The sequence below is a fragment of the Paenibacillus sp. BK720 genome (assembly GCF_011761545.1).
Taxonomy (GTDB): domain Bacteria; phylum Bacillota; class Bacilli; order Paenibacillales; family Paenibacillaceae; genus Pristimantibacillus.
Genome location: NZ_JAASRQ010000013.1, coordinates 1 through 20,715, shown reverse-complemented (window position 1 = coordinate 20,715; position 20,715 = coordinate 1). Strand labels below are relative to the sequence as shown.

Sequence of the window (20,715 nt, the reverse complement as noted above, 5' to 3'; positions counted from 1 at the left end):
AGGTTGATCGTAAAACGCGGAGATGTGTTTTTTGCGGATTTGTCACCAGTCGTCGGATCGGAACAGGGCGGAGTAAGACCCGTATTAGTCATTCAGAACGATATCGGCAACCGCTTCAGTCCGACGGTTATCGTCGCGGCCATTACGGCGCAAATCCAGAAAGCCAAATTGCCTACGCACGTTGAAATGGAAGCGGCGGCTCACGGCTTCGACAGAGACTCCGTCGTGCTGCTTGAGCAGATTAGGACGATCGACAAGCAGCGTTTAACCGACAAGATCACCCACCTGGACGATGAAACGATGCGTAAAGTGGACGATGCTCTGCTGATCAGCGTTGGATTAATCGATTTTTAACGCAGGGATGGAACAAGGACGGCCATGTGCTGTCCTTGTTTTTTTGATGTCGTCGCATTTTATCGGAAAAATGGATATTTCAAAAAACCTATAGACAACTATTTAATAAATTTGCTATTATATGGTCAATTGGTTGTTAAATTACATATACGTGCACGGCTTAGCGAAGAACGCTAGCAGATCAGCCTTATTTAGGCTACTGCTGCGTTCTTTTTTTTTGTCAAATATAAGAAAGTATAAGTTTTTTATATACTACGCTTATATTTCATCCGCGAAACGTATGCTGCCCCTCCTAAGGACGGCGCAGCCGTTTACGCTAGGCCGGGCGGACTAGAGAGGGGAGAGTCGATGAACAAAAGGAGAAATGCAGGCATTGGATTGCTTGCTGCTTTGCTGTCAGGGGTTCTGGTGTATGGTTTGTTTCAGCTGCAGAAACTGCAACTCACACGCGAGGAAACGGTGGAGGTTGTTGTGGCCAAGCAGTTTGTTGAAGCGGGCAGGCGGTTAACGGAAGCGGACATCGCCTATAAACGGATCCCCCGCGAAGGCTACGAGCAGGAAATGCTCGTTGACGCCAAGCAGGCGGTAGGCATGGAGACTGTAATTCCGCTAGGGACTAACGAGCCTATTCTGGGCTGGAAAGTCGATAAGTACCATCTGCTGCCGACGGGCACGGAATCTACCTTTCAAATTCCGCGCGACTACGTTCGTTCCATCTCCAACGGCATTCGCGCCGGCGATAAGGTAACCGTCTATTTGTCCGGCGAGAATGAGCCCTCCAGGCGGATATTCGATTCGCTTGTGACGGTTGCGTCGGTTAAATCCTCAAGCAATGTGGAGATTGACAATATGAAGGATCCGAACCTGCTGTCGCTGGCGGAAGGGGATAAGGAACGGATGTATGCTTCCCGGCGCGATGCGAACGGAATGATCGAATACATTAATTTGAATCTGACGGAATCGCAGTGGCTGCAGATCGACGGTTATTGCAAGAACGGTCTTCATAAGCTGGTTATCGCCTACAGTCCGGAATCGTTGCAGCTGGAGGAGGATCATACGTGAATGCGAACGCGGCACCGTTAATCACCTTTGTCGGGACTACGCCTAATATTGGAACCACCTCGGCCGCATTTGCCGCAGCGTTTCGGGTGGCGGAAGCAAGCGGGAGGGCGATCGGTTATTTATGCCTGCATTTAAAGAGCGCAAAGCTTCACCGGTATTTGGGCATCGCCGAACCCGCCGTGACGCTGGACAAGCTGAGGCCGGAGCTGAATTCCGGATCCTTAACGCCGGATAAGCTTCAGCGCGCAATGCAGCCGGTTAGAGGAATGCCGAATCTGCATGTATTGTTCGGCAATATGCTGAGGGATCAGGCAGAATTTTATTCGCCGGAGGAGATGGAGCATTTGCTGCGGATCGCCGGGCAGACGTTCTCCATGGTTGTTATTGATGTAGGCGCTTATTGGGATAACGCGGCTACGATATGCGCTCTGCGCGAGGCGGATACGCGCGTTATCGTCACAACCGATGCCTTATCCCACTTCCAGGAAGACGGAAAACGCTGGATTTCCCAAGTATCGCCGCTGTTTGGACTATCAACGGATCAATACCACACGGTTGTCATTTACTCGCCATGGAGCACAGGAGGATATCGGATGAAGGACATTTGCAAAGAAATGGGCACATCGAAACTTGGAGAATTACGGCTTGGTCATTCATTCTATGCGCAGCTCGACAGCGGTCATTACGGGCAGTGGCTGAAGGAGGATCCTGCAGGCAAGCTTGCCATGCAGGAGAGCGCCGAACGGTTGATGGACCGTCATCATATACGCAGGGTAACGCCAACGCTTGCCGTACAGCCTTGGTACCGCAAGCTGCTGGCTCACCGCAACGGTGTAGGCTCTTGAATTCGGGGGCAAGCAGGTTTTCACCGTCGGATTATTCTGCGCGGCTAAGGCTGGATCAATCTTCGGTCGCGGATTCTTTGGATAGAGGGGAAACGGCAGGACGCGGAGCGGATTTCGGAAGGCTGGCCGAAGAGATCAGGTCTTATCTGGCAGCCCCCAGAGGGCTGACGGAGGAAGAACGACGGCAGTACAGCGAGACCTTGAACCGGGCCGTGCTTGGCTTTGCATCGGAGAGGGAGCAGGTGCTGGCGATTATAGCCGATAGGCTGATTCGTCTCCGCATACACCAGTTGGATGGCTATAAGCATCCGTACGCGACGCTTGCCGAAGCCTTGTTCGCGGAGGTAATCGGACTGAATGTGCTTGAGCTTGTACTGGCCAGGAAGGACGGTCTCGAGGAGATTCAGGTTGTCGGTTCGCAGATATACGAAGTGAGAGACGGTCAAACCATGCTGTCGTCCTATCGCTTCGACCATGAGAGGGACGTGGAGCGGATTCAGCAGAACCTGGTGCTGTACAACAACGACCGGATCAATCCACGGAAGCGGTGGGCGGAGGTGATGCTGAAGGACGGCTCGCGCGTCACGATGACCGGCTTTGGCTTTACGTCGAAGCCAACGCTTACGATTCGGTTCTTTACGGTCAGGTGCTTTAGCCTGGAAGCTTTGTGCTCCGCTCCGTACCGTACGCTCAGCCATGAGATGAGGAACATGCTGCTGGATGTGCTTGAAGCGCGGTTTAATCTGGTCATTATCGGACCGACCAACTCGGGCAAGACGCATCTTATGAAGGCTTTGATTGCCGAGCTGCCGGATGAAGAGCGGATCGTCACGATTGAGGGAAGGTTCGAGATGATGCTCGGGCGGGATTTTCCCAACAAAAATACGGTTGAATACGAAGCGGACGAGGATGATCCGCAGCACAAGGCCGAGCAGGCGTTCAAGCTGGCGCTCCGCCAATCCCCGCAACGAATCGTGCATGCCGAGATCCGCGATATGGATGCCAATATTTATGTGAGGGCATGCACCAGGGGGCATTCCGGAAGCATGACCACGGTTCACGCCAATACGCTGGAGGATGTGCCGGAAGCGATTACCGACATGTGCATGCTGGACGGAAGAGGCATGAATCCGGAGCGTTTGACGAAGAGGATTGCGGAATACGTTACCCAAGTGGGCATTGAAATGCGTTATTTGGGAGGCAGGCGGGTTATCGCCCGAATCGGTGAATTGAGCTGGGCGAATAACGAGGTCATTGTCCGGGATTGGGCCCGATTCGATGAGACAAGCGGGCAGTGGATATACCCCGAGAAGCCTTCGCCTAAAGCCAAGGCGCGTCTTGCCGAGAGGGGGTGGCGGACTTGATCAAGCTGTCCGTCGCCGCGTCGGCACTACTGCTCTTCAGCTTATGGTTTATTTCCTTGTCCAGCTGGCTGCTGGTATGGACGGAACGTCAGGAGCGAAGGGACAGATTGACATATCAAGCGAGGAACCGTCTGGGTTACCGGCTGACCGAAAAGCTGAAAAGATTCGAGAGGGTATACCGCCACCTGTCCGAGCTGCTCGAGACGCTTCAGCTCAAGCTGAAGCCATCCGGTCTCGTCATCGGATCCATGCTGCTCCTTCTGGCCGGCGTTGCCATTGGCGGTTTGTTCTTTCAGAGCATCAAAGGAACCTTGCTGTTCGGCCTTGTTGTCGGTTGCTTGCCCTATACGGTCCTGCGGGCCATGCTTGTCCAGAGACAGATGCAGCTGCAAATGGATTTTTTGCCGGCTATCGAGCTGTTCTATCAATGTTATTTGGTCACCGGAGGTCGACAGGTTCGAACGGCTTTGCAGCGCACGGTCGAAGAGCGGAGACTGCTTGGTCCCATGCAGTCGGTGTTCGAACAGCTGTACCGGAACCTGTCGGTTCGCGGCGACGACGAGGCAAGCCTTCGCATTTTTTCGGCTGCGCTTGGCCATGTGTGGGGGGACTATTTCGTCAATATTATGCGGGTAGCTTTAGCGGAGGGATCGCCTATCGCGGAGAGCCTGAAGGAACTGCTCGGGGATATGCGCAAGGCGCGGCGGGCGAACGAGCAGGAGCGGAACAAGCTGCTGGAGATCCGGATTGCCAACTTTACGCCGGTCCTGTTCCTGGCATTTTATATCGGCGTCAATGTTCGCTACAACCGGGAGAACTCCTATTACTACTACCTGATCGATCCGCAGGGAAGAGACATGCTGCTTAACGCCATTGTTCTAATATTTGCTTCTTTTCTAATGGGGCTTTGGCTGTCGCGCAAAAAGATGTAGAAAGGAGGCTTATGCTGCCTTATGGAGTCGATTATTCGCCTGCTTATCGCCGCCGGGGAGTTTCTGTTTGGCTTTCTGGGCGTTTATATGATTTTGCAAGCCTTGCCACGCAGGAGACCCAGATGGCTCCATCTGGAAGCCTTGAACTGGAGGACGGACGAGGTGCCGGATCAGTGGCTGAAGCTGCTCCGTTTATCGCGGGAGAAGGAGGCTTTTATCGAACGGGCAACCCTTCTCGCGGGCTGCGGGGTTACCGCGGACGCGGCCTGGTACTCGGCGGCAAGAAGAATCCTGCTTTTTCTGCTTCCGGCCATTGCCGCCCTGTACCGCGGCTTGTCTCTCGAACGGGGGGCGTGGCTATGCTACACGCTGGTGCTTTCGGGATTTGTGCTCTTGTATTGGGATCTGCCTTGGCTGCGCTCTTTCCGAAGGCTGCGCGCGCAAAGGATTACGAAGGAAATTTATTTAATGAGCAACCAGCTGCTGTACCTATCCGAGTCGGCTCTTCATATCCATACCAAGCTGACCCGCTGCGTTCCGTTTACCCGGACGCTGCGCGGGGATCTGGAACGGCTGCTTGCCGAATGGTATCACGATGCGGAGCAGGCGCTGCGCAGGTTCAAGCACCGGATCGGCACGGATGACGGAATGAGCTTTGCGGAGACGATCGATTCCTTGCGGCTTCACGAGAGCCCGGAATATTACAGGCTTCTCCGCGAGCGGATTCAGGACTACAAGGAGAAGCTGGAGCTTGCCAAGGAAAGCCGGAAGGAGTCCACCTCTTACTTTTTGTTTATCATTGCGGGAATACCGATTTTGTACACCTTCCAGATCTTTATTTACCCCTGGGTGCAGGAGGGGCGCAAGTTGTTTGAATCTTTGGGCTGAACGCGCAATCGCCCGGATTCAAATGCGGAAAAATGCCGCGAAGGAGGTGAGTCAAAATATGCGCAATATTCTGATGACCGTTATGCTGCTAGTTGTCGTCATTATCCTGTTCAACAACATTATCGCCAACGATACAACCGGAACAAGCAAGCAGATTCAGACGCAAGGCAGCTCGGCTAACACGAAGATCGGCTCTATGTTATCTACCGGTTCGAACTAAGGGGGAGCAGCGATGCGAAGTCTGCTAATAGCGATGCTGCTTCTGGTGACCGTCATTTTGCTGTATACGGGCATTACCGGAGGCGAAGGCGGCACGAAGCGGCAGGTGGAACGTTCCGGGGCGGCGATCGGTGCCTATATCCGGCAGATGAGCCCATGAGAAATATATTGGTGTTTGTGTTGTTTGCCGCTATGGTGTGCTGGATGATGTTCTCGCCTATATATAAGCATGTTCTGATTGCAAGGCAAGCGGTCTTGCAGCAGGAGACCGATTATCTGCTGGAGGTTGGCGCTAGCGGGAGCTACGGCTACATCGATGCCGTTATGATGGAGCAGTCGCGTGAGCGGCTGGCCGCTTTCGGGATGAGGCCCGAGCTTGTCCGGTTTGAAGTGACGGCGGATAACGGCCTCGCAGCGACGGAACCAACTTCTCCGCTGCCCAGGGGCACCGGGATCATGCTGAAGATGAGCTATCCCTATGAGAACTTGTTTGAGATCGATAGATTGATTGGGCTGGAGCCGATAACGGAAGGCAGCCGCATGCGGACGTTCGGAATGAAGATGAGCGAGTACATGCCGTAAGGCGCGGACAAGGAGATGCCATGTACAAGCTGATGTTGATCGTATTGATGATGACGGTATGGGTCTCGGTGCACTTTTTGCAAACGGACGAGGAGATGGCAATGAAGCTTCTTTATCAGGGGAAGCATGCCCTTAACCGCGCTGCCCATGCAGCCTCGCAGCAGCTGGATCCGGCAGCCATGGCCGAGGGGGTTATGAGGATCGATCCGGATGCGGCGGAATCGGCCGCTGCTGCTTATCTGCAGGCGAACCTGCAGCTGGATGCGCTTGGGAATCCGCTGCCGAACTCCCCCGTCCGCGAACGGGTGAATGTGCTCGTATTCGAAGTCATAAACAATGATCGTATTTTCCCTTATACGTACAGAAACGATCAATATGATTACGAGGCCATTCTTCAAAGGCCGGGAGTCGTCCTAATTATCCATGTCGTCTACCCGCGCGCGTTTACGCTGCTTGATCCAATCGAATGGGACATCAAAGGCGTGTCGGAGCTGACGGTGAGGTAGGCGTAATGAATATAATTTGATTACTATTTGGTTTAAGGGGGCCAGAACGAAGCGAAACTTTCGCTTCCTGTTGACGATCCATCATAAAATTGATCTAATAAAGGGGGAATACGGAAGTTAGGAGTTGGCTTTGAATGGAGATAAAAAAAGACGTTTCCGAGGTAGTTGTTCGAGAAAGAATAACCAAGCTGCAGGAAGCAATGCGCGCCTCGGCGATGGACGGGTTTCTTCTGACCCAAAACATAGATCTTTATTACTACACCGGCTCTATGCAGAACGGATTTGCTTTTATTCCGTCGCTTGGGGAACCGGTTTTCTTTGTGAAAAGGAGCCTTGAGCGGGCTAAGCTCGAGAGCGGCATTTCCGTTAAGGAGCTTGGAACGTTCCGGCTGTTTGGCGAGACGCTGGCACGGGAATATCCTCAGGTCTTTAAAGCCGGAACGGGAAAGCAGGCTGTTGTGGCCGCCGACCTGGATGTGCTTCCCGCTCAAACCTATCTGAAGCTGTCCGGATTGCTGCAGGCCGCCGGTGCAGGTCCGGTTGTTGACGGTTCGGCTGTCATTCGAAGACAGCGGATGATCAAATCGCCGCTTGAGATCAGCCGGTTCGAATCGGCAGCCGCCGTTGTTGACGAGGCGCTCAACGAGGCGCTTAATTTCCTAAAGCCCGGCGTAACGGAATTGGAATGGATGGCACGCGTTGAATACGAGCTGCGTATTAGAGGACATATCGGCTTGATGAGAATGCGGGGTTATAATCAGGAAATTGCGACGGGTATGTTTATCGCCGGCTCCGCAGCGGCTGTTCCTACGTATTTCGACGGTCCCGCCGGCGGGCTTGGCCTTGGCGCAACATCGCCGCAGAGCGTCAGCCGCAGAGCGATTGAACGAAATGAGCCTATTCTGATGGATATCGGCTGCTGTATCGACGGTTACGTGATTGACCAGACCCGTACGGCGGTTATTGGAGAACTGCCGGAAAAGCTGGCTTATGCCTATAACGTATCCGAAGCCATAATCCGGGAAGCGGAGAACAAAATGGTGCAAGGGGCGATCTGCTCGGCTCTGTACGCGAGAGCTCTCGAGCAGGCGGATGAAGCGGGACTCTCCCCGCATTTTATGGGCTATGGCGCTGATCAGGCCAAGTTCCTTGGGCATGGTATCGGGCTTGAGATCGACGAATGGCCGGTTCTAGCCAAAGGCTTTGATATTCCGTTGGAAGCAGGAATGGTGATCGCCGTTGAACCGAAGTTTACGTTTCCAGGCGATGGTGTAGTCGGTATAGAGAACAGCTATTTAATTACGGACGGCCGCCCTCGGGCTTTGACATTTACCAGAGAAGGACTAATCCAACTGCCATAATCAGGTATGCCAAGGGGGCTTGCTGGATGGACCGTTTATTATCGAAAAGGCTTCACCGGGATTACATTACTGTGTATCGCTTAAGCTCGCTTATTACGCATCTTGTGCTGTATGTGATTGTTATTGCCTATCTGACGTTTGCGGCCTGGAAGCATTGGACGTATATCCCGGGCTTCATCGGGCTGGCTGTTGTAAGTCTGTCTGCCGTGCTGTTTGTATGGTTTTTTCCGGAGATCAAATACCGGCGTTTTCAATACGAGCTGTTTGACGAGGAGCTGGAGATCAAATCCGGGCTTATCGTGATCCGAAATGTCCTTGTTCCGATGGTGCGCGTACAGCATGTGGAGCTGGAGAGCGGACCGCTCATGCGCAAATACGAGCTTGCCAGCGTCGCGGTGGTAACCGCGGCAACCACGCACCGGATCAGCGGCCTCAAGCAAAGCGAGGCGCATTTTCTGAAGAGGCGGATCGGCCAGCTTGCGAAGGTAGATGATCAGGATGATTAAGAGAAACAAACCGCGCAGGCTGCATCCGATCTATATGCTGTTCCCGCTGTTCAATACGGTAAAAGGGCTGCTGCCGCTCATCATCATTACTTTGCTGCAGGGCGTGAACTGGTCGGGGGTAAACGGATACGTCTATCTCGGGATTCTGGCCGCCGTAACCTTGCTTATGTTCCTTGGATTGTTTGGCTGGCGCAAATTTTCCTTTACGGTGGAGGATGACCGGATCGTCATCCGCAAAGGGATCCTGTTCAGGGACGAGAAGACGATCTACTTCGGCAGGATTCATTCGGTTAACCTCGAGCAGCCCATTCTGCAGCGGCTGCTTGGCGTCACGCAGGTCAAGATCGAGACGCCTGGCGGCAACAAGAAGGCCGACGGGATTCTAGCGGCCCTGAACGAGAAGGATGCAAGACAGCTGCAGAGGCTTCTGCTGGCTCCGCATGACCAGCCTGCGGAGGCAGCCGTGCAACAGCAGCAACAGCCTAACTATCAGCTAACCCCTGGCCAGCTGCTGCTTGCGGCGGCGACCTCGCTAAATTTTGGGCTGGTTGTTGCTTTTATCGCGGGGATATTCTCGCTGGCGGATGATTTCATTAACGAGCTGGCTCCCAACCTTTATTCCACGCTTTACAAGGAATCTACCAGCGTAAATCCAAGCTATACCGTTATAGCTGTAATCGCGGTATGCGGGCTTGCCGCTGCGTGGCTGCTTTCCCTTGTCTTGTATGTCATAAAGTTTGCGGGGTTTACCGCTAATAAACAGGATGATCAAATTTCGATCTCCTACGGTCTCCTGGAGAAGAAGGTGCATCATTTCGATGCCGGCAAGGTACAGGCGGTTATCGTGGCGGAAGGGCTTCTTCATCAATGGATCGGATTTGCCCAAATTCAATTGCAGGTTGTATCCTCGGATAAAACGGAGCGGCTGATGCTTCATCCTTTTATTTCCGCAGCGTCGCTGCAATCCGTTTTGGCCTGTTATGTACCGCAGTTTACGGCCGCAGAGATTCGGGCATCCGCCCCGAAGCGCGCATTTTTCGACTACGTTTGGAAAGGCCAGCTCGTTACGATTCTCCTATGCGCTTTCTTTATTTATTTCTTTCATATCCACGGGCTATGGTCTCTTATCCTGCTTCCCTTAGCCGCAGCCTGGAGCTGGAGCTGTCTTTCGGCGGCCGGGATGAGTCTGGAGGACGGACAGTTAACCCTTCGCAAACGGAGCCTGACGAGAATGACCTATTACATGCGCAGGCCTCAGATTGTCTCCATGACGACAAGGCGGACGAGAGGGCAGCAGAAAAGACGGCTGCTGACGGTCTCGGCCCATGTGCTTGGCAGTCCTCAGGCCTACCGCGTTCATTGCCTCGAGCGGGATGATGCCGAGAAGGCATGGCGTTGGTACAGCCGGCATCAAGCAGGAAAATAAAATGGGGGGGCAGCCGTCTGCTCCCTGCAATTGGACACCGCTATTATTTTTTAGTAGGATAATAGAGATAGACAGCGGCTGATAGACAGGAGTGAAGACAATGCTGAGTTTAGGGGCAAAGGTTGTTATTATCGCTGACCAATTCGAGCAAAATCTCCCTCTTGGGGAGTATGGTTATATAATCGCTTACGACCGCAATCCGGACAATGTGTTCGATTATGTGGTAAGAGTGCCTGCGGCAAACCGCAATTTCCTTGTTCCTGACGAGGATGTTGAACTGGAGGAAGTGCTGCTGCAGGAAGAGGTTGACCGGGTCGAGAGGGAGGCGCTGATTGATTACGCGCTGGCCACATTCAACGAAGAGCTGTTCAACCGGATTGTAAAAGGCGAAGAAAAGCTCGAGGAGAAGGACAATGCAGGCGGCGAGAGCCAGACAACGGAAGACTTTATTCGCCAGGTTAATCTGAAGGCGTGGATATAACGGCAATCATCTTAGGCGGAGCTTATCCCTTACCGGGAGAGGCTCCGTTTCATTTTGCCTGCTTGACCACTTTGTGAAATGGCGATTATAAGCTATAATAGGAGGAATGAGTAGAAGGCTTGAAAGGGAGGACGAAGCATCCATGAGCATTACGATTAAAGACGTTGAGCATGTTGCGAATTTGGCGCGGCTGGAGCTCTCGAATGAAGAAAAAGAACAATTTACGGGACAGCTGAATGCGATCCTGAAATATGCGGAAAAGCTGGACAGCCTGAACACGGATAATGTAGAGCCGACCAGCCACGTGCTGCCGATTACGAACGTGATGCGGGAAGACATTACCCGTGAATCGCTGCCGATTGAGAAAGTGCTGCTTAACGCACCGGATGAAGAAGACGGCCAGATCAAAGTGCCGGCTGTATTGGAATAGAACTTACGGGTATTTGAAGGGAGGAACTGCTGTTGTCACTGTTTGATTTACGCCTACAGGATGTACATAGCAAGCTCAATAACAAAGAATTGACGGTTTCCGATTTGGTGGATGCGTCTTACCGCCGAATTTCCGAAACGGATGAAACGATTAAAGCTTTCCTTACATTAAATGAAGAGAGTGCCCGCCGCCAGGCGGATAGCCTGGACAAGCAGCTTCTGGAGGGCGGCGAACGCGGCCTTTTGTTCGGCCTGCCTGCCGGCGTGAAGGACAACATTGTTACGGAAGGGCTGCTTACGACCTGCGCGAGCCAATTCCTGAGCAATTATAATCCGATTTACGATGCAACAACCGTATCCAAGCTGAAGTCCGCCCAATCGGTTACGATCGGCAAGCTGAACATGGACGAGTTTGCGATGGGCGGCTCGAACGAGAACTCGAGCTACTATCCGACCCGCAACCCGTGGAACCCGGAATACGTTCCGGGAGGCTCGAGCGGCGGATCCGCGGCTTCCGTTGCGGCGGGACAAGTTTATTTCTCCCTTGGCTCCGATACGGGCGGTTCCATCCGTCAGCCTGCAGCATACTGCGGCATTGTTGGCCTCAAGCCGACATACGGCCTGGTATCCCGCTTTGGTCTCGTAGCGTTTGCTTCTTCACTCGATCAGATCGGTCCTCTTACGAAAAATGTTGAAGACTCCGCTTACGTGCTGCAAGCGATCGCGGGTTACGACGAGAAGGATTCGACATCCGCCAACGTCGATATTCCGGACTACACAAGCGCTCTTACCGGCGATGTGAAGGGTCTTCGCATTGGCGTGCCTAGAGAGTATCTGGGCGAAGGCATCGATCCGAAGGTGAAGGAAGCCGTTATGCAGGCTCTCAAAACCTTCGAAAGCATGGGCGCAACCTGGGAGGAAGTATCGCTGCCGCATACCGAGTACGCGATTGCGACCTACTATCTGCTCGCTTCCTCGGAAGCTTCGTCCAACCTGGCGCGTTTCGACGGCGTTCGTTACGGCGTTCGCGCGGACAACCCGGAGAACCTGATCGACCTGTACCGCAAATCGCGCAGCCAGGGCTTTGGCCCGGAAGTCAAACGCAGGATAATGCTGGGCACTTATGCGCTTAGCTCCGGATATTACGATGCGTATTACCTGAAAGCGCAAAAGGTCCGTACGTTGATCAAGCAGGACTTCGACAATGTCTTCAACCAATACGATATCATCATCGGCCCTACGGCTCCGACAACCGCGTTTAAGATCGGGGAGCAGGTCGGCGATCCGCTGACGATGTACCTGAACGATATTTGTACGATTCCGGTAAGCCTTGCGGGCATTCCGGCAATCAGCGTTCCGTGCGGAACGGCGGACGGCATGCCGATCGGCCTGCAAATCATCGGCAAGGCATTTGATGAATCGACCGTGCTGCGCGCGGCTCATGCGTTCGAGCAGCAAACCGAATTTCATAAATTGCGGCCGCAGCTAGGGTGAAGGGAGAAATAACGATGTCTGAAGCGACTCAATACGAAACGGTAGTTGGTCTCGAAGTACACGTGGAGCTGCATACCAACAGTAAAATTTTCTGCGGCTGCTCTACGGCATTCGGAGCTCCGGCTAATACTCATACATGCCCCGTATGTCTCGGGCACCCGGGCGTTCTGCCCGTCTTGAACAAGCAAGCTGTCGAGTACGCGATGAAAGCGGCAATGGCGCTTAACTGCGAAATCGCCGACATTAGCAAGTTCGACCGTAAAAACTATTTTTATCCGGATTCGCCAAAAGCGTATCAAATCTCGCAGTTCGATCAACCGATCGGCCAGAACGGCTGGATTGATATCGAAGTAAACGGCGAGACCAAACGAATCGGCATAACCCGGCTGCATCTGGAGGAAGACGCCGGCAAGCTGACTCACGTTGACGGCGGATATGCTTCCCTTGTGGACTTTAACCGCGTCGGCACGCCGCTTGTCGAGATCGTATCCGAGCCGGACATCCGTACGCCGGAAGAAGCGAAGGCTTACCTCGAGAAGCTGAAAGCGATTATGCTGTACTGCGAGGTATCGGACGTGAAGATGGAAGAGGGCAGCCTCCGCTGCGACGCTAACATCAGTCTTCGTCCATACGGGCAAGAGAAGTTTGGCACGCGCGCCGAGCTGAAGAACATGAACTCCTTCCGCGGCGTTCAGCGCGGTCTTGAATACGAACAAATCCGCCAGGCTGAGATTCTGAATGAAGGCGGGCAAGTCGTGCAGGAGACGCGCCGCTTCGATGATACGCTAGGCAAAACCTTCTCGATGCGCGGCAAGGAAGAATCGCATGATTACCGGTACTTCCCGGATCCGGATTTGGTTCGCCTGAACATCAGTCAGGAATGGAAAGACCGTGTCCGCGCTTCGATTCCGGAACTGCCGGATGCGCGCAAGGCGCGTTACACAAGCGAATACGGCTTGCCTTCCTATGACGCCGAAGTGATTACTTCTTCGAAGAAGCTTGCAGATTTCTTTGAGGAAAGCTTGAACTATACAAAGGATGCTAAAGCGGTATCCAACTGGATCATGGGTGATCTTCTTGGCTATCTGAACGCGAACAGCCTGGAGCTTTCCGAAGTGAAGATTACCGGCCAAGGTCTTGGCGAAATGATTGGTCTGCTCGAGAAGGGCACAATCAGCAGCAAGATTGCCAAGACGGTCTTCAAGGCGATGCTGGAATCGGGCAAGCTGCCGCAGCAGATCGTGGAAGAGCAGGGACTCGTCCAAATCAGCGACGAAGGCGCGCTTGTAGCCGTGGTGGATCAGATCATCCAAGCGAATCCGCAATCGGTAGAAGACTTTAAAGCAGGCAAAGACAAAGCGATCGGATTCCTGGTCGGCCAAATTATGAAAGAGACAAAAGGCAAAGCGAATCCGGCTCTCGTGAATAAGCTCCTGCTTGAACGTCTGAAAGCCTAGTTGCCGATCTTTTGACGCCGCTCATCCTATGCGATGGGCGGCGTCTTTTCATGGAACGCAGGTCCATATGCATACTAATATGGTACAATTATCATGATGAAAGGTTGTGCTGCCACTTGGGTCATGATCTCGCGAATCCCTGGTATATTAATGAGCTTCATCTCGGGTTAAGGCTGCTTCTGGCCATGCTCCTGGGCGGACTGATCGGCCTCGAGCGCGAACAGTCGAATCACGCGGCTGGGCTGCGCACGAACATTTTGGTATGTATCGGTTCTTGTTTGCTCATGCTCTTATCGATATATGGTTTTTCTTCTTTTGTTAATGAGACGAACGTCCGCGTGGATCCCGCCCGTCTGGCTGCCGCCGTCATTACCGGAGTCGGGTTCCTCGGAGCAGGCACGATTTTGTTTACGGGCAAGTCCATTACGGGCCTGACGACCGCCGCATCTTTATGGGTTGTCTCGGCTATCGGGCTTGCGGTAGGCGCCGGATTTTATTTTGCCGCGGTAACCACAACGGTTCTGGTTCTTCTTATTCTTTGGGCCTTCAATAAGCTGGAGAAAAGATACATCAGCACGAAGCGGGAGCATAAATTGGTCGTTCAGGCAGACGAACAGTCGACCATTGTCCTTACGCTAAACGCTTTGCTCGCCGAGAAACAGATTGTGATCCGCAAGGTCATGCTGGAGGAAAGCGCGAAGCAAGAGCAGGGGCTGCGGCAGTTTATGCTTCATTTGACCGTGCAGCTGCCGAAGAATGAATCGTTATTAGCTTTACTGGAACAAATCAAGCATATGGAGGGCGTGCATTGCGTGAGTTCGGATTAGATCGGCCAAAGAGCAGACTTCTTACTTTATTGCTCGCATTTGTGCTCCCCGGAGCCGGGCATTTATATACGGGGCGTTATCAGAGAGGACTGCTCCTGACCGCCGGTCTAGTTCTTGATATTGCTGCTATCATCAGGCTGGCAGATGCCAATGCGGCAAGGCATCTGCTCTTTATCGTCTATTTGGGAATTACGCTGCCGGTCTATTATTTTGTCAGCGTGTTTGATGCCTTGCAGACCAGAGCCGATGCCAAAGACGGTTCAACGGATCAATTGTCACCGGCAATCGGCTTGCTTATTATGGCTGCCGGTGTATTGCTGTTTATTCTGACGGACCCGCCCGCGGCCCTTATTCCGTGGATGGACGACCTGGCGGAAATGGCGGTAGGACCGTTCTTGTTAGCGGTGGCGCTTGTTTTATGGTTCTCGCGAGCGAAGGGAGATCAGTCCATGTTTCGATTGGGGCGGTTCACAGCCGCCATATTTATAATTGCAGTTGGGGGCCTGCTCTTATGGGACCAGGTGAAGGGCCGCAACGACGTTGCCTTATTGGGCAAGTGGTGGCCCGCCGTATTTATTTTGCTTGGAGCCGAAATCATTATCTATAGCATCGTTTACCGGAAAGCGGCGAGAAAGCTGCGGTTTGATTTTACAGGCGCCATTATCGCTATTGTTATTTCCGTTGTTGCCTTTACGGTGACCCAATACGCCGAGCTTCCGTTCCGCTGGCTTGATCAGTACGTTGATTTGAACGGAACCCAGGATTATGGCGAAGAGAAAGGCTTTAAATTTGTGAAAGATACGGATACGGTGCCTTTTGACGCTGCGGCCATAACCAAGCTCAAAATCACCAATCCGAACGGGAAAGTAACGGTGCGGGGCGGGGACACGGATCAGCTCGTTATTGATACCGAGGTATGGGTAGACGTGACGGATGAGCAGGAAGCCGAACAGATAGCAGCCAAGTCGGCCGTAGAAAGAGTATCGGATGCCGATTCGATGACCATAACGGCGAAAGGCGAGCCGTATGGTACGAACGGAAGCCGTAAACCGCGCATGAATATCGTCGTTACGGTGCCGCAGACAGCCGTTACGTCTCAGGATCCTGCGGCAAGCACGGACAATCCCTCTGCGGATCCGAACTCGATTTCAGATTTGGAGGCAACGGAGACATCGTTAGAAGATTCGGAAAAGAATTCCGTTCCCAAGATGGAGGTAACGGTTGATGTCAATAACGGTCCTGTTTCCGCCAGCGGTTTGATCGCGCCTGGCGGTGTCCAGCTGAAGAGCGACAATGGCGACATTACGGCCCAGCAGATTGAAGGACCGCTGGTGATTCACGGTCTGAATGGAGGAATTAACCTCCAGACCGTAACGGGAAATGCCGAATTGTCCACGAAGAACGGCGCGATTACTGTTGATGCTTTGACCGGCAATCTGACTGCAGAAACCTGGAATGGAGCGATGACACTAAGCGGTATTTCCGGCAGCGTGGGAGCGGACACGAAAAACGGCAAGATTGCTATGAAAGAAGTATCCGGAGAAGTGAAAGCCTCTACGTTAAACGGCAACATCGAGCTGGCTAGCCGGGTAGTCGGCGGAGATTGGGATTTGGACAGCACCGTTGGAGAGATCAAGCTTCGCGTTCCGGCGGCAGGGGACTATTCCGTGTTTGGTTCGGTAACATTTGGAAGCATCACAACCGATCTGCCGCTTACGGTGAACAAGAAAACCGTTCGCGGAACCATAGGCTCAGGTACTTACCGAATTCAGGTGAATGCAACGAACAGTATTTTCATACAGTTGTATGAGGCGGGCTGATGAGCGCTTTCATTGACAAACCATTTTGAATGAACGTACAATAGCTTTATCCAGTAAAAGAAAGGCGTGAGGGGAATGGGAGCCAGCGTAACCGAAGCTATTGAACAATTGAAGATGAATGGCGTCCGTATGACCCCGCAACGTCACGCCATATTAAGTTATTTGATGGGCTCGATGTCACATCCGACAGCCGATGAGATCTATAAGTCGCTGTCTCCGAATTTTCCGAGTATGAGCGTGGCTACGATATATAATAACTTGAGGTTGTTTGTCGAAGCGGGTCTAGTTCGCGAATTAACCTACGGCGACGATTCCAGCCGTTTTGACGCGGATTTGTCCGACCATTACCATGCGATTTGCAAAAGCTGCGGCCAGATCGTAGATTTTGAATACCCGCCGCTGCTTGAAGTGGAGCGCGCTGCTTCCCACAAGACCGGGTTTATGGTGGAAGGGCATCGCATGGAAATTTACGGGGTATGCTCCAGCTGCAGTGAGACGGCGAAAGCGTAAATGGTGGGGTTGTTATAAAGTTCAAGTTCACATGGAATAAGGCGTGCATAGATGCGGTAATTCGCTGATTTGCACGCCTTTTTATTAAAGGCGAAGCAAGAATCATCACAAGCAGCCCTAACCAGGCTGCTTGTGTGATATTTCTTTTTAGGAGAGTGAGCAATTGGAGACGATGTACACCAGAGCGCCGCGCCGCCGTAGGGGCGGGGGAGCATGGTATACGATGCTGTTCCTGTTATTTATCGCAGCAGCGATGGGCGTTTGGTTTATCTACATGAAGTTTATCCCGAATCAGCATATAACGGTTCCCGACTATGGAATGGAACATCCGATAACCTTTCAAGGCGAAATCATGGATCAAGGCGCAACTATACAAAATGGTGAAGTCATGCTTCCGATATCCGCTTTGCAAAAGGCGCTTGGACCGAACGAGCCCGTATATTATGAAGTGGAGACCGGCTCCATTATTTTGACAACCACCAATAAAGTGTTAAGGCTGAAGACGGATGCTCTGACGGCGGAGCTTAATCAGAAGCCATACGAATTGCACATTGCCGCGCAAACCAAGGATGATGCCGTTTATATACCGATTTCGCCGCTTGAAGAGCTTTATGGCCTCAAGACCGAGTACAAGTCCGATTCCGGCATCGTTATTTTACTCCAGGCAGGGGAATCTATTCAGCAAGGAAAGGCATTAAAGTCGAAAGGAAGCGCGATTCGGACCAAGACAAGCATCCATTCTCCAATCGCTGAAAAAGTACCTAAAGGCGAGACCGTGCGGATATGGGGCGAAGAACACGGCTGGTTATTCGTGCAGGGTCCGCAAGGACAGCTGGGTTATATGCAGAAGTCCAATGTGGAGCTGGCCAGTATAGAAAAGGTTCCTCAGGCAGCCAAGGAAGAGGCCTTTATACCATGGAAAGTACTTGGCAGCAAAATTAATCTCACCTGGGAAGCCGTTTACGAGAAAAACCCGAATCCGGATTCTATCGGTACGCTTAAAGGGGTTAACGTAGTAAGTCCGACGTGGTTTGAGCTGCAGGATGGAAAGGGTACGATTAAAGGCAAGGCGGATCCGGCTTATGTGCGGTGGGCGCATGATCAAGGGATGCAGGTTTGGGCTTTATTCAGCAATGGCTTTGAGCCCGATCGGACAACGGAAGCTTTGGCTAAGGCCGATACACGCTTCAAAATGATCCGTCAGCTGCTTGCATTTGCGCAGACGTATCATCTACAAGGCATTAATATCGATTTCGAGAATGTCCGGACATCTGATAAAGCCAATCTGGTTCAATTCGTAAGAGAACTAACTCCTCTTCTCCATGAACAGGGGCTTGTGGTATCGATAGACGTAACGCCGAAATCCAACAGCGAGCTGTGGTCCTTGTTCCTCGACCGCTCGGCACTTGGGCGTACCGTCGACTATATGATGGTAATGGCCTATGACGAGCATTGGGCTTCCAGTCCGGAAGCGGGCTCTGTGGCATCGTTGGGCTGGACGGCAAGCGCGGTAAAACGCATTATCGAAGAAGATGGCGTATCCGCGAACAAAATCATTCTAAGCATGCCGTTATATACCCGTATTTGGACGGAACAAAACGGAAAGGTGACTTCCAAGGCGGTTGGCATGGACAAGGTTAAAGAGATTATCGCGAGCAAAAAGCTTACTCCTAAGCTCGACGAGGCTGCAGGACAGAATTACGTGGAGTATAAAGAAAACGGTGCTCTAAACCGGATATGGATTGAAGACGCGTTGTCGATCCAGTCGCGGGTGAAGCTTATGCGAGAGCTTGGTCTAGCCGGCGTGGCTACATGGAACCGTTCTTTCCAGACTTCCTCGATCTGGCCCGTCATTGACGAAGCAATTAACAAACGGCCTTAATAATTATTATTGTTGTTACAAAAGAAGCAGCCCCGGTGACGAGCACCAAGGGCTGCTTCTTTGTTTTATTCAACCGACGGTTCATGAGTTGCCTGAGCGGGATCAAGCGTAAGCATCGTTTTGCAATACATGCAGCGGTCGGTTTTTCCGAGCATCTTTGTCGGGCGGTGGCATTCAGGGCATTCCAGCATGGTGGCGCTTGTAGACATCATGCCCGCCCAGAAATAAACGACGCAGCTAATAAGGAGAGAGATCATTCCGATGACCATAAAGATCGCCGCGAAGATTTTGCCTGCGTGTCCCCACCAGACAATCCCGCCGGTTCCGATAATCATTACTCCCATGCCAACTAGCGTAAAGACGAGGCCCCACAAACGGAATTCATTGATTTTTGCCGATTTGAAAAAAATCTTATTCACTATTCCATTCCTCTCTATGACGATTGACGTATGTAACGTTAACGGTTTTCTTCTTTTGCAAGCAGGAAACCGCCACACTTTGTCGAAAAAGATAGTACTATACAGATAATTATTATAGCTTAATCTAAATGGATTAGCTATACGGAGGCCGAAGTGAATACGAAACAGTATTTTATTGAAACGTATCGTTCGCAGCTGGATGTAGTGGGTCTGGTGGCTATCGAGAATCCGTATCCTTATAATCCTCTGATTGAAGGATTGGACGTTTTAGTTCTTGTTGTGCGAGAGAGTGGGGCTAATGAAACAACCCAGCATGTTTGCCAGCACGGTAAACGGACTATGGTTCGGACGTTTGACACCGGTCGTTTGGAGCAATGGATTGCTGGCAGAAGCGGCAGCGTGATCCAATGGATGGTTCGGGGGGAGATATTGATGGAGCGCGACAATTACTTGACGAATATTCGTGAGCAATTGATGTTATTTCCAGATATCATGCGTGAACAGAAGCGTTTCGCCGAGTTTTCCGGATTCTTGCGTACCTATCTGCAAGCGAAGCAGGATCTTGAGAACAATCATATTTTGGATGCGCACAGTCATGTTATGGCGGCACTTCATCACTGGGCACACATCGTACTTATAGAAGAAGGGCATCACCCGGAGCTCACCGTTTGGAAGCAAATTCGCAGAGTTCATCCGGGAGTCTACAAGCTGTATGAGGAGTTGACGGCAAGTCCCGAGTCTTTGGAGCAGCGCGTCCGACTGGTGATGCTGGCATGCGAGTTTACCGTAATGAACAAAATGAAATCCTGCTGCTCCTTACTGTTCGAAGCATTCAGCAGCAGACAGGAACCATGGACGATATGCGAGCTGCAGAACTATCCGCCGATTCAGGAGCTGCATATTGATCTATCTCTGATTGTTCAGAATCTGGTCAAGCGGGCATATGTCCGCGAGGTAGCGGTTATGCCCGCTAACGGAGATCCGGATGTGATGGAACTAAGGTATTTGCTAACGGCCATCTAATAAAAAGGAATAGGATACCCGTTGCCTTTGCGCGGGTATTTTATTTTTGAAAAGGGTTGACTTAGTATTTTGGCATGTGGTACATTAATACTCGCCGATTTTGAGGCAGGTCAAAATAAGTCGAAATCGACAATTGAAAAAAATGTCGAAAGACGAAAAAAAGTGCTTGCAATCATTTAGGCGAATATGATATATTATGAAAGTCGCCGCTGAGAGAAACGGCGATTAACGAAAAAAAATTGTTCTTTGAAAACTGAACAACGAGCGAAACTGCCCCGTTAGAAATAACGGAAAAGCGATAAAACAAGTAATGAGCAAGTCAAACACC

General features: G+C 52.0%; 23 protein-coding genes. 22 read left to right on the top strand and 1 reads right to left on the bottom strand.

The annotated features are described in order from the left end of the window. Positions 1–3: 3 nt before the first annotated feature. The 21 genes from FHT67_RS28955 (at position 4) to FHT67_RS28855 (ending at position 18,945) form a co-directional block, all read left to right on the top strand. A complete protein-coding gene (locus tag FHT67_RS28955) occupies positions 4–354 on the top strand; it encodes a type II toxin-antitoxin system PemK/MazF family toxin (RefSeq protein WP_015842701.1) in 351 nt (116 codons plus the stop codon). A 348-nt stretch (positions 355–702) separates the two neighbouring features. Then, positions 703–1,416, top strand: coding sequence for a flagella basal body P-ring formation protein FlgA (locus FHT67_RS28950; protein ID WP_132313239.1), 714 nt, complete (start codon positions 703–705; stop codon positions 1,414–1,416). Continuing rightward, on the top strand, positions 1,413–2,261 hold the full coding sequence (locus FHT67_RS28945) for a CpaE/TadZ family protein (protein ID WP_167202076.1): 849 nt from the start codon (positions 1,413–1,415) through the stop codon (positions 2,259–2,261). The genes FHT67_RS28950 and FHT67_RS28945 overlap by 4 nt, the downstream gene beginning before the upstream one ends. Before the next feature lie 77 nt (positions 2,262–2,338). Continuing rightward, entirely contained in the window at positions 2,339–3,625 is a 1,287-nt protein-coding gene (locus FHT67_RS28940) for an ATPase, T2SS/T4P/T4SS family (protein ID WP_243867550.1), read from the top strand. Further along, on the top strand, positions 3,622–4,557 hold the full coding sequence (locus FHT67_RS28935) for a type II secretion system F family protein (protein WP_132313245.1): 936 nt from the start codon (positions 3,622–3,624) through the stop codon (positions 4,555–4,557). Before FHT67_RS28940 ends, FHT67_RS28935 begins: the two co-directional genes overlap by 4 nt. A 21-nt stretch (positions 4,558–4,578) precedes the next feature. Next, positions 4,579–5,445, top strand: coding sequence for a hypothetical protein (locus FHT67_RS28930; RefSeq protein ID WP_132313247.1), 867 nt, complete (start codon positions 4,579–4,581; stop codon positions 5,443–5,445). After that, on the top strand, positions 5,429–5,665 hold the full coding sequence (locus tag FHT67_RS28925) for a hypothetical protein (RefSeq protein ID WP_167202068.1): 237 nt from the start codon (positions 5,429–5,431) through the stop codon (positions 5,663–5,665). The genes FHT67_RS28930 and FHT67_RS28925 overlap by 17 nt, the downstream gene beginning before the upstream one ends. Before the next feature lie 12 nt (positions 5,666–5,677). Next, complete coding sequence (locus tag FHT67_RS28920; protein WP_165930840.1) at positions 5,678–5,824, top strand: hypothetical protein; 147 nt, start codon at positions 5,678–5,680, stop codon at positions 5,822–5,824. After that, the gene (locus tag FHT67_RS28915; RefSeq protein ID WP_167202074.1) at positions 5,821–6,246 is read left to right on the top strand and encodes a hypothetical protein; all 426 of its coding nucleotides are present in this window, start codon (positions 5,821–5,823) and stop codon (positions 6,244–6,246) included. Before FHT67_RS28920 ends, FHT67_RS28915 begins: the two co-directional genes overlap by 4 nt. A gap of 20 nt (positions 6,247–6,266) precedes the next feature. Beyond that, positions 6,267–6,752, top strand: coding sequence for a hypothetical protein (locus FHT67_RS28910; RefSeq protein WP_132313251.1), 486 nt, complete (start codon positions 6,267–6,269; stop codon positions 6,750–6,752). Positions 6,753–6,886: 134 nt separating this feature from the next. Next, positions 6,887–8,113: a M24 family metallopeptidase gene (locus FHT67_RS28905; protein ID WP_167202073.1), complete on the top strand. Its 1,227-nt coding sequence runs from the start codon at positions 6,887–6,889 to the stop codon at positions 8,111–8,113. Positions 8,114–8,139: 26 nt separating this feature from the next. Continuing rightward, positions 8,140–8,619 carry a PH domain-containing protein gene (locus FHT67_RS28900; protein WP_132313255.1) on the top strand — a complete coding sequence of 160 codons (480 nt, stop codon included), beginning with the start codon at positions 8,140–8,142 and terminating at the stop codon, positions 8,617–8,619. Then, on the top strand, positions 8,603–10,045 hold the full coding sequence (locus tag FHT67_RS28895; protein ID WP_132313257.1) for a PH domain-containing protein: 1,443 nt from the start codon (positions 8,603–8,605) through the stop codon (positions 10,043–10,045). The genes FHT67_RS28900 and FHT67_RS28895 overlap by 17 nt, the downstream gene beginning before the upstream one ends. Positions 10,046–10,145: 100 nt before the next feature. Continuing rightward, positions 10,146–10,526, top strand: a complete 381-nt coding sequence (locus tag FHT67_RS28890) for an ATPase (protein WP_132313259.1) — start codon at positions 10,146–10,148, stop codon at positions 10,524–10,526. A 142-nt stretch (positions 10,527–10,668) separates the two neighbouring features. Continuing rightward, positions 10,669–10,956 (top strand): Asp-tRNA(Asn)/Glu-tRNA(Gln) amidotransferase subunit GatC, encoded by a 288-nt coding sequence (gene gatC, locus FHT67_RS28885; RefSeq protein WP_132313261.1) that lies wholly within the window; start codon positions 10,669–10,671, stop codon positions 10,954–10,956. A 32-nt stretch (positions 10,957–10,988) separates the two neighbouring features. Further along, the gene (gene gatA / locus FHT67_RS28880; protein ID WP_167202072.1) at positions 10,989–12,449 is read left to right on the top strand and encodes an Asp-tRNA(Asn)/Glu-tRNA(Gln) amidotransferase subunit GatA; all 1,461 of its coding nucleotides are present in this window, start codon (positions 10,989–10,991) and stop codon (positions 12,447–12,449) included. A gap of 14 nt (positions 12,450–12,463) precedes the next feature. Then, complete coding sequence (gatB, locus tag FHT67_RS28875) at positions 12,464–13,906, top strand: Asp-tRNA(Asn)/Glu-tRNA(Gln) amidotransferase subunit GatB (RefSeq protein WP_132313265.1); 1,443 nt, start codon at positions 12,464–12,466, stop codon at positions 13,904–13,906. Between the two features lie 185 nt (positions 13,907–14,091). Next, a complete protein-coding gene (locus FHT67_RS28870) occupies positions 14,092–14,733 on the top strand; it encodes an MgtC/SapB family protein (RefSeq protein ID WP_165930842.1) in 642 nt (213 codons plus the stop codon). Continuing rightward, entirely contained in the window at positions 14,715–16,553 is a 1,839-nt protein-coding gene (locus tag FHT67_RS28865; protein ID WP_167202071.1) for a DUF4097 family beta strand repeat-containing protein, read from the top strand. The genes FHT67_RS28870 and FHT67_RS28865 overlap by 19 nt, the downstream gene beginning before the upstream one ends. A gap of 75 nt (positions 16,554–16,628) precedes the next feature. Beyond that, positions 16,629–17,063: a peroxide-responsive transcriptional repressor PerR gene (perR, locus tag FHT67_RS28860; protein WP_132313271.1), complete on the top strand. Its 435-nt coding sequence runs from the start codon at positions 16,629–16,631 to the stop codon at positions 17,061–17,063. Between the two features lie 172 nt (positions 17,064–17,235). Next, positions 17,236–18,945: a glycosyl hydrolase family 18 protein gene (locus FHT67_RS28855; protein ID WP_243867552.1), complete on the top strand. Its 1,710-nt coding sequence runs from the start codon at positions 17,236–17,238 to the stop codon at positions 18,943–18,945. 65 nt (positions 18,946–19,010) lie between these two features. Here the strand turns inward: FHT67_RS28855 and FHT67_RS28850 are convergent, their stop codons facing one another. Then, a complete protein-coding gene (locus FHT67_RS28850) occupies positions 19,011–19,355 on the bottom strand; it encodes a YgzB family protein (protein ID WP_165930843.1) in 345 nt (114 codons plus the stop codon). 162 nt (positions 19,356–19,517) lie between these two features. On the opposite strand from FHT67_RS28850, the gene FHT67_RS30585 reads away from it, so the two are divergent. Beyond that, the gene (locus FHT67_RS30585) at positions 19,518–20,387 is read left to right on the top strand and encodes a nucleotidyltransferase-like protein (protein WP_167202069.1); all 870 of its coding nucleotides are present in this window, start codon (positions 19,518–19,520) and stop codon (positions 20,385–20,387) included. The last annotated feature ends 328 nt before the right edge of the window (positions 20,388–20,715 follow it).